This window comes from Flammeovirga pectinis, from assembly GCF_003970675.1.
In the GTDB taxonomy this organism is placed as follows: Bacteria; Bacteroidota; Bacteroidia; order Cytophagales; family Flammeovirgaceae; genus Flammeovirga; species Flammeovirga pectinis.
In genome coordinates, this window is the sequence record NZ_CP034562.1 from 1966691 (window position 1) to 1980890 (window position 14200).

11 protein-coding genes are annotated in these 14200 nt (G+C 31.6%); 7 read left to right on the forward strand and 4 right to left on the reverse strand.

Annotation, left to right across the window (positions count from 1 at the left end; genetic code table 11):
* Positions 1–320: 320 nt before the first annotated feature.
* Positions 321–2483, forward strand: coding sequence for a hypothetical protein (locus tag EI427_RS07860; protein ID WP_126613381.1), 2163 nt, complete (start codon positions 321–323; stop codon positions 2481–2483).
* 3 nt (positions 2484–2486) lie between these two features.
* Here EI427_RS07860 and EI427_RS07865 read toward each other — a convergent pair whose 3' ends face one another.
* Positions 2487–5396, reverse strand: a complete 2910-nt coding sequence (locus tag EI427_RS07865) for a caspase family protein (RefSeq protein ID WP_126613382.1) — start codon at positions 5394–5396, stop codon at positions 2487–2489.
* Between the two features lie 234 nt (positions 5397–5630).
* On the opposite strand from EI427_RS07865, the gene EI427_RS07870 reads away from it, so the two are divergent.
* The 6 genes from EI427_RS07870 (at position 5631) to EI427_RS07895 (ending at position 11248) form a co-directional block, all read left to right on the forward strand.
* Positions 5631–6458 (forward strand): YihY/virulence factor BrkB family protein, encoded by an 828-nt coding sequence (locus EI427_RS07870; protein ID WP_126613383.1) that lies wholly within the window; start codon positions 5631–5633, stop codon positions 6456–6458.
* A 9-nt stretch (positions 6459–6467) separates the two neighbouring features.
* Positions 6468–6923 (forward strand): GNAT family N-acetyltransferase, encoded by a 456-nt coding sequence (locus EI427_RS07875; protein WP_126613384.1) that lies wholly within the window; start codon positions 6468–6470, stop codon positions 6921–6923.
* 124 nt (positions 6924–7047) lie between these two features.
* Positions 7048–9069 carry a putative porin gene (locus EI427_RS07880; RefSeq protein ID WP_126613385.1) on the forward strand — a complete coding sequence of 674 codons (2022 nt, stop codon included), beginning with the start codon at positions 7048–7050 and terminating at the stop codon, positions 9067–9069.
* A 20-nt stretch (positions 9070–9089) separates the two neighbouring features.
* Positions 9090–9596 (forward strand): hypothetical protein, encoded by a 507-nt coding sequence (locus EI427_RS07885; protein WP_126613386.1) that lies wholly within the window; start codon positions 9090–9092, stop codon positions 9594–9596.
* A 45-nt stretch (positions 9597–9641) separates the two neighbouring features.
* Positions 9642–10733 (forward strand): hypothetical protein, encoded by a 1092-nt coding sequence (locus EI427_RS07890; RefSeq protein ID WP_126613387.1) that lies wholly within the window; start codon positions 9642–9644, stop codon positions 10731–10733.
* Positions 10733–11248 carry an NUDIX hydrolase gene (locus EI427_RS07895; protein WP_126613388.1) on the forward strand — a complete coding sequence of 172 codons (516 nt, stop codon included), beginning with the start codon at positions 10733–10735 and terminating at the stop codon, positions 11246–11248. Before EI427_RS07890 ends, EI427_RS07895 begins: the two co-directional genes overlap by 1 nt.
* 3 nt (positions 11249–11251) lie before the next feature.
* Here EI427_RS07895 and pflA read toward each other — a convergent pair whose 3' ends face one another.
* The 3 genes from pflA to EI427_RS07910 all read right to left on the reverse strand — a co-directional run bounded on the left by pflA (position 11252) and on the right by EI427_RS07910 (position 14197).
* The gene (gene pflA, locus EI427_RS07900; RefSeq protein ID WP_126613389.1) at positions 11252–12031 is read right to left on the reverse strand and encodes a pyruvate formate-lyase-activating protein; all 780 of its coding nucleotides are present in this window, start codon (positions 12029–12031) and stop codon (positions 11252–11254) included.
* A 61-nt stretch (positions 12032–12092) separates the two neighbouring features.
* Complete coding sequence (locus EI427_RS07905) at positions 12093–12911, reverse strand: ABC transporter substrate-binding protein (RefSeq protein ID WP_126613390.1); 819 nt, start codon at positions 12909–12911, stop codon at positions 12093–12095.
* Positions 12912–12967: 56 nt separating this feature from the next.
* Positions 12968–14197 carry an S-adenosylmethionine:tRNA ribosyltransferase-isomerase gene (locus EI427_RS07910; RefSeq protein WP_126613391.1) on the reverse strand — a complete coding sequence of 410 codons (1230 nt, stop codon included), beginning with the start codon at positions 14195–14197 and terminating at the stop codon, positions 12968–12970.
* Positions 14198–14200 lie beyond the last annotated feature (3 nt).

The following is a 14200-nucleotide window of genomic DNA, read 5'->3' on the forward strand; positions in this document are numbered from 1 at the left end:
TAATAGAAATAATTTTGTTTAACTTTTATTACCATTTACGTGATTTTTATCAAAAAAAATGAAAATAAGTAGGGAATTACTTTCGTATATCGGTATTCATCAATTTAAAAGAAAGTTAATATTTATCTTTCAATTTTTGATTGATTTAGATCATATTCTGTCAGAAAATAGGTATATTAAAATTTATTAATCTACAAATAAATTACGTTTAAATAATATGTAATTCATTTTTAAGGCTTAAGCTTTTTTAAGTATTTTATTGATTTTAATTTCTGAAAAAGTTCTTCTAAAATGTATCTTTGTTTCAGAACATATATTACATGAATAAATTTATTTACTATTTTTTTCTTACTCTTCTCCTACTAGTCTTCCATAATGAATTTAGCTATGGCCAAAAAGCCAATTATTTCATTAAAGATATAGAAGTACATAGCGACACAACTGTGAATTATTTATCTACTCATGGAATAATTGAAAATCGCAGACATAGAAATGAGAAAACCCTACCTTTTAAATTTGAAAAGGTAGATGAAAAATTTGAATTTAGAGTCTATCTAAAAAATGCTGAAAATATTGTAGACTTAAAGGTTATTCCTACTTCAGAACTTACTGTTGTTGATAGTCCTTTACAAGTAGATGATAATGTCTATAAATTTGTAGTTCAATTTAACCGTCAAAATACCAGTTTAAAACCATCCATTATTTTTGCATTATGGACTACTGATGGCAAAGAACTTCCTTACGAACAAAAACTTTTACCTTACACTAATACCGAAATCGAATTATCTGATAAAAAAGGAAGTTCAATTAGAGAATTGTATATTGGTGAAGAGAAAGAATATGAACTACTCTGCAATCTACCTCAGAACCTTAGAGTAGATAATATATGGCACGAACAACAAAATATTTCTTGGAGATTATCTGAAAGAGAAAATAAATATTTCTTAGGTATTCTTCCTAAAGCTATCAATTCTTTTTCTACAGAAATTTCTATTGAAACTTATGCCCCAAACTTCTTAATGGGTTCTCCATCTTATAAAACTCTACCTTTAAATTTAAGATTTACTGTAAAAGAATCAAGACTTACCTTTTTAGCAACCGATAAAAATGAGATCATTTTTAATGAAGATGATCATGCCGAAGAAATTAAAATTCAACTTCAACAAAACAGAAAACTTTTATTAAACAAAACCTATAGAATAGAAGATCAAGAAGAACTTGGAGGTAACTTGATTGCAGAGATATTTACAGAAAACAATTTAAGTAGTGGCTACACAACTTGCCGACTTCGAATTTATGGCTATCATTCCCCAAAGCAAGGTTATCTTTATATAAAAGATGGAGATACCCCTGCTTTCATGACTAATTTTAATATTATATCAGAAACTAAAATAAAAAGTACTCAAGTTCTCCATGCAGGTAAAAACTGGACAAGTAATCTAAGTGTTTACCCCGGAGAAACGGTATCTGTAAAATTTGAGGGCGACCAAATGCAACATGCTCGGTTTATGTTCGATGGGCTAAGATCAATTAGCATCGATTCTGTAAACACTACAAAAGAGATGCAAAGTATGCAGATTACTATTCCAATTAATATTAATAGAAAAGAATTAAAAGTTTTTAACGGTGATACTGATACAGGAATTGCTCTGAAAATAAAAGAAAAGCAATCTCCTCGTAATTTTGATTTTGTGACTGTAGATTATGGTGCTTCTCCGAAAGTTGTATCTGATATTGATAAACCAATATTCTATTTTAAAGCTATGACAGACGTAATTTTACGTTTTAATCCAGATTGGATTGATGATCAGCAGCTTTACGGAAAACAGTATATCACTTTAGATGTAAGGGTAATTGGTCCGCAAGGACAATTGGTTGAAATTGCTAAAGATGAAAATATAGTAATTTGTCCGGGTCAAAGTTCACCTAGATACCATAATTATGAGAAAAACAATTGTACAGATCCTCTGATTACTTTAAATAAATATCTAGGAATAAAAACACATAGGTTTGAAGATTGGACGAAGTTAGAAATTTATATATCTCATCAAAAAGATAGGTATTCTGAACAAGTAAAAACTAAAAAGATTGAAATTTACGCAGCAAGAAAATCTCAATTTGATGTTGACCTGTCATTCCCTGCCGGTTTACTTGTAAAAAAGGCAAATGAAGATGATATATCATCTGGTATTAGTGGTATTAGTATCTCAGCTATTGCTCAATTTAAATTCTTTAAACCGGGTACAATTGGTAGAGTAAGACCCTACAGAGTTGGTGTTGGCTCAATAGCCCTAAACGCCTTTAACTTAAGTGACAACGAAGATATTGATAGGGATTTGGGAATAGTAGCACTTGCAAGTGTTCATCCATTGCAACGGCCGGGTAGAAAATTATCTTTACCCCTCTATGTAGGGTTTGGGTATTTTTTAAAAGCTGAAACCTTTTTCTGGATGGTTGGTCCAGGAATTAGTATCAGCTTCTAAATATTATTTCATTACTTTTTCTCCTACAGTCATCGTACTTATTGTACTTGGCTTCTGAGTTGTAGGATGTTGTTTTCCCTTTGTAAGCTCTTCAACTTTTGTAGCTACATATAAATCTAATTCTCTTAAAGTAATACGATTATCACCAGAGTAATCTGCCTTACCTTGTAGAACTCCTTCTAAAATAGCTGATGTAAAAGCACCGTGTCCCCATGATGGACTTTCTAAAGAACTCTCTTTACCTGTTGCAGCAGACATTACAACTACACCATTTTCATCAGATGATAATTTACGAATACTCTCCGTATTATCAGAATGACTTATATCGGTTCCAAGTTGTCCACTATTACAAGCATCAACATATAATAAAACCTGCGAAGGTAAAGAAGCCATCAATTGAGAACAATCTGCCCAACTTACTGCTGTCTCATTTACATTATTTAAATCAACATCATGTGGAATGATATAGAAATTATTATCCTTATTCAATCCATGAGAAGCTATAAATACAATGGCTAGATCATTAGATCGTGCATTTTTAGATAACCATTCAAAACCAGAAAGAATCTCTCCTTTAACAGCTTTATCATTAGTCAACTGTTTTACATTTACTTTATTAAACACCTCTCCTTCTTGTTGTTTCTGATATAAATCTGATACTGCAATCGCATCTTTATCAGCATACGTTAAATTCAAAGTATTATCTCTATATTCAGATACACCTATTGATAAAAGGTAGATATTCGGTTTTAAACTTCTTTGATTTTCAACTGAGTTAAACATTTCATCTAAATCAAAATCAAGATCCATTTTAGATTTCTTACGTTCTCTTCCTAATGATACTTCACGAGCATCAGAAGTAAAACTAGTTGAACTATTTGCTGCAAAAATCTGGATATTAGAGACTTGGCTAGTTATAGTTAACTGCTCATCGATCACATATAAAAATTCATCACTTTCAGTTTTTAAATTTTCTTTAGGTGATATATAAGCAGGACGTCCATTTACTAAAATTTTAAGTACATCTAAAGGTATTTTTGATGTTATATTAGCCATTACATTTACTACGTGAGCCGTATCTAAAAACATATTCATTGCAGGTGAAATCCACTCTACAATTGGTTGTTCATAAATTACTTCATCAAAAACTTCGTTATTTTGGTCTTCTAAAAGGCCTACAATAGTACCATTTGCAATAATTTTCTTTAGCAATTCTGGTTTATGGTAGGTATCTCTAGCAAAACTTACTTTATAAAAAGAAGCCAATCGGCCAACTCCATTATTTTTTAACCAACCTATATATTTTTCTCCTCCTGCAGATGCTTGGTAATACCCTTTTGGCGACCAACAAACCCAATCATTAGTATTGCTTACAAACAAAGAAGCTAAAAGTTCTCCGCTTTCGTAATTCCATAATTCTGTTATCTGATTTGCCGAAGATGAGATCAAGTACTTTCCATCTTTTGATACATTTATGGCATTTTTAGAGGAGGATGCAGTGTTATATTCTTTCAACAAAACACCCTCACTATTGTATCTTTTTAATGATACACCACTACCAACAATAATATCATTATTAATACCAATGCAATAAACTTCAATTGATTTATCTCTATTTTTATCATTCTTAATTGTAGTCAAGCCTGCTTCTAGACTATAATTTGATGTTTTAGTTAATGATAATGATTCATTTTTGATTGTCGGCATTGAGAATACTTGTTGGTTCTCAACTGACAAAATCATATCTAGACTATCAAAACTAAACACTTTATTATAAGGTTTTCTAGCTTTTTCAGAAATAGATAAAGCAACAGATAAACCGTTTTGCATACCAATTCTTTGATTTGGTAAACCTACACCATGAAATTCTCTAATTTTTTTTCCAGATTTTAAATCCCAAATCTTAATTATTCCATCAGAACCGCTAGAAGTAACACAGTAATTGGAACTCCCATTAGCAAAAGACGCTGTAGAAAAACTTCCTTCAGAAATACCTGTGTCTTTACTTTTTAACCAAACGTCAGTATCATATAAAAAAAGATCCCCTTTAGAATCTGTAATCATCAATTTCCTATCATCATCAGAAAATGCTAAACTTGAAATAAAACCCTTTGTATCATTTAAAGTTGTAATCTCACTTCCGTTAGTATTCCATATATAAACTTTACCTTTTGATTGTCCGGCAACTACATATTTATTATCTGAAGATATATCTACGTTTGTAAACCTTTCTGATGTTTCCCAAACTTTTACAACACGAGCATTACTCATAGAGACAGCCATTGAATACAGTCTCACTGTTCCATCAAAAGAACATGTTACTAATCGAGTGCCATCAGAAGAAAAATCAATATTATATACAATGTCCGTATGTTCTGGTATCAATAGTTTTTCAAAAGGTTCTTCTTCAAAAACTTCATTTTTAATAACAGGCATATACCATATTCTAACACTTTGGTCTGCACTAGAAGACCCTAACCACATACCGTCTGCAGAGAATTTCAAATCAGACACAATATTATCATGACCTAATAAAGATGCAATCTGCTTTCCTGTATTTAAATTAATTATTCGAATTTCATTGTTCGGCAAGTAACCACCTACTGCCATCAGTCTGTTATCAGGTGATAGTGCTAAAGCATTATACCTACCCTCTTTACCTTTTTTATGTTCGCCCCATAAAGTTTTTAATAGAGTATTAGATTTTACATCCCAAATACGAATAGTCTTATCTTCTGATACAGATACAATTTTTTTATTTTCTGCTGTAAAAATAACCTTACGCACCAAGCCAGAATGTCCCTGAGGATCAATTACAAGGTTCATTGAAGATTCTTGTGCAAACAAAAAATTTGAGAAGAATAAAGAATAGAGTAATAGAATGCAAAAAGTAAACAGTTGTTTCTTTTTCATATAGATCAAAAAAAAGTTTTATATAATATGATGCAAAATAAAGGATATCTCTGTCATATTTAATTAAAAGTGTATTTTTACGACAGATAATTATTATTTTTAGTTAAAAAATCGCTTAACTTATTTGTACTGAAATAATTAATAGATTTCCACCACTTTTTAAACTAAAGAAAGATTAATAAAATACTACATAATATCATCAATGCCTTAAAGAAAGTATTTAAACTTTCATCAATGGCTTGGAAGGAGTTCAACCTAGATCATGCCTATATTTATGGAGCATCTTTAGCATATTATACAATTGTTTCTTTACCTGCTGCACTAAACCTTCTTTTTACATGGCTTAGTGCTTTCTTCGATGAGAATAAAATCAAAGAAGATATGGTTGAGGAACTAGAATTAATTGCTGGTGATGTGGTTGCTCAACAGTTAAATACTATGATAAATAGTTTAACTGCATTAAAAATTGACAATACTGTATCTACTTTAATAAGTATAGGAACCTTGATTTTCTCTTCGACATTATCCTTTCACACTTTAAAATTAGCCTTAAATAAGTTTTGGAAAGTACCTCCAAAAACTCAAAAAATAAAGAAAATTGTTATCGATAGACTTGTTGCTTTCGGTATGATGATCGCACTGGGAGTTATATTTATATTACTTGTAGCAGTAGATTCTATGATAAGTTTTGCTTCTACATTTATTCAAGATTGGCTACCTACAACATATATTGATTTAATTTCAATTGTTAGGTTTTTCTCTACACTTATCATTTCTTTCTTTTTATTCTCTGGTATTTATAAATTCATTCCAGATGTAAAGATTAAAAGTAAAGATGCATACGTTGGTGGGCTGGTAACAACACTTTTGTTCCAATTAGGTCAATATGGTATTAGATATTACTTAGTTCATTTTCATTCAGCAGCATCTTGGGGAGCAGGTTCGCCAATAATTATTGTTATGGCATGGACTTTTTATTCCGTTCAAGTATTATTCTATGGTGCTGAATTTACTTATGCCTATTCTCAGGAACACGGAAATGGTATAGAAACTGAAAAATAAAAATATATAATGGAAAAATATACTATAAAAATTGCGGATAGCAGTTATGTAAATACAATCGCTGATTTTCAAGTAAAAATGGCTTTAGAAACTGAAGATTATCAATTAGACCTTGCTACTGTAACCAAAGGTGTGCAACACATCTTTGACAACCAAAACGTTGGAAGGTATGTCATTGTAGAAGACAAAGGTAAATGTATTGCTTCTATGCTCAACTTATATGAATGGTCTGATTGGCGTTGTGGTAATGTTTTATGGATTCACTCTCTCTTTGTTATTGATGAATATAGACGAAAAGGAATTTTTAGAGATATGTATCAATTTGTAAAAAACGAAGTTGATGCCTCTGATGATTTAAGAGGTTTACGTTTGTATGTCGAAAAAAATAATGATAGAGCTCAAAAAACATACAAAGCCATGGGCATGACAAAAGAGCATTATGACATGTATGAGTGGTTAAAATAGGCTTATATACGTATCTGTTTATCTTTTTTTATGAAAGATTACATTTAGTAGTAATTAAGATTTAACTTTGAACAAATACCTTATAAAGTAACTCGATTATTTTATCTACGATCTAGATCTAACCTTGAAAAAAGTAATTTATATATTATTCTCTTTATTTTTCATCTCAAGTTATGCTTCTGCACAAGATGATGATGAAAAGAAAAAAGAGAAACAAGAGCCAAATAAAGAAGGTGTAACCTTAGAGCAAGATAGTTCTTGGCTAAAAGGTCCACAGACTACTTGGTATATCAATCAAGATGATTGGTATAAAATTCATTTTGAAGAACATGTAATGGACTCCTCATATACTCACCTACACAGGTATGAAGTATATGGACAAAATGGCTTTCGTTACCAAACACTTGGGAATAACGCTAGTGCATTGCATAGTTATTGGGAACAACCAACAGGAAACCTTGGTCAGGATGTAGGTATCACTGCATTTGATCCTTACGCCCAAGACTTAGATACTTGGGAATATTATTCTGCCTACATTCCTGTTACTGATTTTAATGGTGTTGTTGGGCAAGACAATAGAGGTAAAATTGGTGGTAAAATTGGGAGGAATATTAATCCCTATTGGGCTGCTGGTCTTCTATTTCAAAGATATAGTGAACCTTATGTTGTTGGTAGAGACAAAATAAGTAATTCTTATAATGGCCAAGTCCATACAGGTTTAGGCTTTAATACCCGATACGAGAGTAAAAATAATAAATATAAGTTGTTAGCTAGTTTTTATCAGTACTTTCATGAAGGGCCAGAATCTGGTGGTCTTGCAATGCCTACTCTTGTAAATGATGAAACTACTACTGAGGACTTATTTAAACTTGGTAGAGGTCAGCTAACAAATTACTTTCAAGATGGGGTGAGTTCGTTTAAATGGAACTACAATTATCATTTATACCATCAGTATGCTCTTGTAGACACAGCTAAACTTCAAGTTTTTCATGAATTTACAAGAAATTCATATCGATATCAATACAGTAATTCGGTAGGTACGTTATCTGCCAACAAATTATATTACGATCAATATAATGATTACACCGTTGCAGAAATAAATAGATTACCTCCAGGTGCTTCTGATGACCCAAACTATATACCTCCTGTTGTCACCGACTATAACTATGGAGAATTTCCATATACTAGTATAAAAGAACAATACTTAGATAATAAAGTCGGTGTAAAAAGTAGACTTGGTCCTACCTTTTGGTCCGGTTTTATGAGGTATAGATACTATAAGTATCAGCAGCAAAATTCTAACGATTATGTTCCCGTTAAAATAGACAATCAATTGTTTGTTGGGGGTGATGTAGAATTTCTACTTCCCAAAAAACTAGGTGCTTTAACAGGTCATGGCGAAGTAGAATTGCTTAATCAGAATGTTTATAATTTAGAAGCAAATGTAACTGGTAAATACCTTAAAGGTGGCTTTATAGTAGAGCAAACATTGGCACCTATGATGTCTCAATATTTTTCTACGGTATTTATGTCTTGGAATGATAAAAAAGATCCTATAAAAAAGCAACAGATACACATTGCTCCTCAATTACCTTTAGGCGAAAAAGGTAATATTGAAGTGTTTGGGGAAGTAAATAATATTGTAGATTATATTTATTACGATAAATATGCAAGACCTCAGCAGTACGATCAATCAATTGCTTATAATAGATTCGGTACTAAATTTAAGGTTAGAACTGGTAATATTCAGCAAATTGCAGAAGTAGTTTATACACAAAATTCGCATCAAGATGTAATGCCTACTCCAGATATTTTCGGTTCTTACGAAGTTGCTTACGTTCAAGAATTTAGAGACGGTATGATAGGTATTTATGCAGGCATAGACACACATTATACTTCTGCTTTTTACGGTTATGCTTTTAACCCTGTTTCACAACAATTTCATTTACAAGACGATTACAAAACAGAAGGCTACTTTAATTTTGATGTCTTTATAGATTTCAAAATGAGAAGATGTATGGCATTTGTTAGAATATCAGATATCTTAAACGCTGTAGACCCGACTACAGGTTATTGGGCATCCCCTGGCTACATGGGCCCTGGTTTTGGTATTTCTTACGGTGTTAGATGGCTAATGTTTGAATAAACCTAGATTGACATATTATTATGAAAAAATTACTTTTTATACTTTTACTATTTTCAACTTCTATCCCATTATTTGCACAAAAATTTATTGCTGTTGATAATTACGGAAGAAATAGAAAAAAAATATATGAAGGAGAGCAAATCATCTTTAAGATGAAAGGAGAAAAAACAGTCTATAAAGATAATGTTTACGCTCTTAAAGACTCTTCTTTCATTTTGTACAAATCTGGCACAGAAATTCCTTTAACAGAGGTTGAGACAATTAAATTTGCTAGAGTCTTCCCAAGAGTACTTTTTGGCGGGTTTGGATTTATTGGTACTGGGTTTCTAATTTCTGGAGCCGTTCAAAGAGGTCAACTTGATTCTAATGGAAATAGTAACATCAAACATAAAGACGCGCAACTAGTTCAAGGAGCTGTTTTTTGGGCACTTGCAATTGCAATGCGACCTTTCTTTTGGAAAAACTATAGATTAGAGAAAAATAGCCAAGCTCAAGTATTGGACTTAACGATTAGAAAATTACCTTAATTTAAAAGGTAAATTACTAGTCAGAACATTAATTCTATTCCCCTTATGAACTTACGTAAAGGATTATTATTTTTTTTAACGCTTGTGATTTTTTCAAATATTGCACAAGCTGAAAAAGACATACAAATAAACTTCATGACAGAAGTACAAGGATTTAAACTCCTTGATATTGCAAAAGATACTGCCACAATTTCTAAACTTAAAGAATTAAATGCTCAATTATATGTGGGGATTACAGACTTTAGTGAAGATAGAATAACTGCTTTAAAAATTTTCAAAAAGAATGGTATTTCCTGTCATGCTTGGTTATTACTTCCAAAAGGTGAACATTATTGGCCAAATGCATATAATGGTTCACAGGTATTAGATAGATTCAATAAATTTGATAATTGGAGTAAAAGAAACAACCTGAAATGGCAGTCACTTACATTAAGTCTTTCTCCCTACAGTACAGATAGTAGAATAGTAGACAATGGTCCTATTTCTGTAAGTAAAGTAGTTTTAAAACGTCTTATAAGTGGATCAGTACAGCATAACGGAGAATTAAACTATGTTAGACTAAGGTCTGTCGCTACTCAAGCTGGATATAAAATATTTAGTATTATTTCCCCTTATCAAATAGATGCAAAAGAAGTAAATGTTGATACTTGGAAACAAATATCGGGTACTTTTGATATGCTTAATGACCAAGAGATATTATCAATATTTAATTATTATCAAGAAGATACACCACATACAATTGCTCAAATAAAGGCTTACCAAGCAGGTATTAATCAAATAATTATTGGTTCTGCTAATGCTAAAAAGCCTTTATCAAAAGAAGAAAATAATAGAGTCTTAAATTGGGATGAACTTTCTAAGTATATTACAATTGCTAGACAATACGATAAAAATATAATTATTTATGGTCTTGAAGGAGCAATAGAAAGTCAACTTCTTAATAAATTATCATTACATATTGTTGATAGTAAATTACCCAATTTAAAGTTGGCAGAAGAAGATATTCTTAGAGAAAGAGAAAATACGCAAATACTCTTTACTATTTTAGCTCACCCTGGATGGATTACATTTGGGTTATTCTTTATGGGTATTACATTTTGTATCGCATTATTAAGAACACTTAAATTATTATTCTGATGCACGTTCTTAATAAGTTCAAGTATTGCCCACAGTGTGGAAGTAAAAGTATTTTTTTTGATAAAAAACACTTTGTTTGTGGAAATTGCAATTTTGATTTTTACATCAATTCTTCTGGTGCTGTAGCAGGTTTAATAATTGATGAAAACGGTAGCTTACTCCTAACACGAAGAAAATTTGACCCTTGTAAAGGTACTCTTGATCTACCAGGTGGCTTTATTGATATCAATGAAAAGGCTGAAGATGCTCTTGTGAGAGAAATCAAGGAAGAGTTGAATCTCGAAATAATAGAATTAAACTTTTTCGGGAGTTTTCCTAACACCTATACTTTTAAAGAAATAGACTACTATACAGTTGATTTAACATTCGAATGTAAAGTTAAAACCTTTGCTACTTTACAAGCTAATGATGACGTTTCTGAAGTTGAATTTATTCCTTTAAAAAAAATAGATACAACCGAAATAGGACTCTCATCCATTAAAACGATTGTATCTACCTATATTGAGAAGTCTTAGTTATTAATTGACATGGACTTCTTTAAAATACTGAGAAAATATATTCTTAGCTTTTTCTATTTCTTCAGCTGTTGGAGGGTTCACCCCTTCTAAACCATATTGCATGTTAAGTGCCTCCCACTTGTGTACACCCAATTTATGGTAAGGCTGTATTTCTATTTTTTCAATTGTTTTAAAGTCTTTAAAATGTTGTCCTAATTCATGAAGATACTCTTCTTGATCTGACCAACCCGGAACTAAAACATATCTAAGCCACATTTTCTTACCTTGCTTCTCTCTCAAATCTGCAAGTTTTAGTGTTGCAGAATTAGAAACTGTCGTCAGTTTATGGTGCCATTCATCATTTATATGCTTTACATCAAGCATTAACAAATCAGTATATTCTAATAGCTCCTCAACTTCTTTATTTACTAAACGTCCGTTAGAATCTAGGCAAGTATTTATACCTTTCTCTTTTAAACGTTTAAATAAAGTAATCAATTTTTTTCTATGCAATAATGGTTCACCCCCAGATATCGTTATTCCACCTTCATCTCCAAAGTAAGGCTTCTGCCGAAGAACACGGTTTTCTATTTCTTCTAATGAAATAAATTTCCCGCCTTTCACATCAAAAGTATCAGGGTTATGACAATATAAACACCTAAATTGACACCCTTGAACAAATACAATAAATCTTATACCTGGTCCATCATGTGTACCAAAAGTTTCGATAGAATGTATTCTTAATTGTTCGGGATCTTTATCGTTTAAATCAGATGAATCTTGCTGTGGGAATGTACTCATGATTGTATGTAATTTATCTTTTCTCGTTTTCTCTATAAAGATATTAATTTATATAATAATTCTACTTACCCAACTTAATAATTGACGTTTTACTCCAATTTTCTATTATTTTTCTAAGATGAGGCAAACCTTCCATTATACTTGCAGGACCAGGCTGTAAAATATATAACGGGTCTATTTCATGAATTTCATTTGTTGAATAAAAGCTTATTTTATCAACGTTTTTTCTACTAAGAAGTTGCTCTTTTTTAAACTTCTTACCACACCAACAAAACAAACCTATATCAGGGTTTAAATCTACCACCTGATCAAAAGATGATATAATTCTACCTTTTGCAGATTGGGAATCAGATAAGTCTTCAAACACATCAATTCCTCCAGCTATTTTTATAAGTTCTGAAACCCATTTAATACCAGAAATCAAAGGTTCGTCCCATTCCTCAAAATATACTTTAGGTTTAAATTTAAGTGTTTTTGAAAATTCTTTAGCACTTTCAATTTCCTGTTCCATTTTGGCAATTAATGCTTTTCCTTTTTTCTCCGCTCCCACAATACGAGAAATCATCAATAACGTTGATAATATCTCATCAATAGAGCGTTGATTTGTAATAAATGTGGGAATGCCTTCTTTAATAAGTCTTGAAGCAATATCAGCTTGAAGGTCTGAAAAACCAATAATTAAATCTGGCTTTGTTGCTAAAATCTTTTTAAAGTTAGCTCCTGTAAAACCACACACCATCGGGTTTTCTTTTTTTGCTTCTGCTGGACGTTCTGCAAATGCCGAAATCCCAACAATTCTATGGTGTTCGCCTAATAAATAAAGCCATTCGGTCACTTCATCAGTTAAACAAACAATTCTATTCGGGAAAGTAGATTTCATTGTAATTGGTATAAAAAAGCCTCTTAAAATTTACTTCTAAGAGGCTCGATGTATTTTTAGTTTCTAAACAATAGAGACGAATCTCCATAACTTAAAAATCTATAATCATTATCGAGTGCCTGATCATAAACTGTTCTCCAATCTTCGCCAATAAACGCAGCTATTAAAAGTACTAAAGTGGTAGATGGTAAATGGAAATTAGTAACCAATGCATCAATTACTCTAAATTGATAGCCCGGCATAATAAATATAGACGTTTCTCCACTTAAAGTAGAAATATCTTTTTTAATCATATACTCTAACACAGCACTAAAAGACTCTTGTCTAGTAGGTAGAGAAGCATATTCTGCCACCTTTTGATAAGCTTCTAATTTATGAATATCAAATGTTGCGGTATCCCCTTCATGGATTAAACGAACACCAAACCAATAAGTACTTTCTATAGTACGCATTGATGTAGTACCAACACAAGCTACCTTTTTAGCATCAATTAAAGCTTTAATATTTTCTTGTGTAACAATCACTTGTTCATTGTGCATCTCGTGATCTGTTACGATGTCTGCAGATATAGGTTTGAAAGTCCCCGCACTAACGTGTAAAGTAACTTCTTCTTCTTTAACACCTTTAGCTTCTAACTTAGCAAGAACATCTTTTGTGAAGTGTAACCCTGCCGTTGGTGCTGCTACTGCTCCTTCATTCTTAGAATATACCGTTTGGTAGGTATCCTTATCTTCTTCTGTAGCGGCTCTTTTTATATATGGTGGTAGAGGGGTATTTCCTGCTGCACTTATAATATCCACAAATTTTAAAGAAGGGTTATCCCATTCAAATTTCACAAAACGCTTTGTTCTATCATCATGCGACACTGTTAACTTGACAATCTCTCCTTCTACATTTACAGCAGAAACTAAAGATTGATCTTTCCATCTTTTATAATTACCAATTGCACACTCCCAAACTGTTCCACTTTCGGCTAACATAGCTGCAGAAATATCACGAGTAGGTTTTATTGGGTTTAAAAGAAAAACCTCAATATTTGCTCCCGTCTCTTTCTGAAAATACAAACGAGCAGGTAGTACCTTAGTATTATTAAAAAATAGTGTGTAATCAGCATCTAACTCACCTACAATATCTTTAAAAACTTTATGTGTGATGTTTCCATCTTTATAAAGCATTAATTTAGATTCATCTCTTGGAGAATGCGGATGTTTTGCAATTCTTTCAGTAGGTAAATCGTACTGATAATTATTTAAATCTATTTGTGGTAATTGAATATCCTTATCCATGTT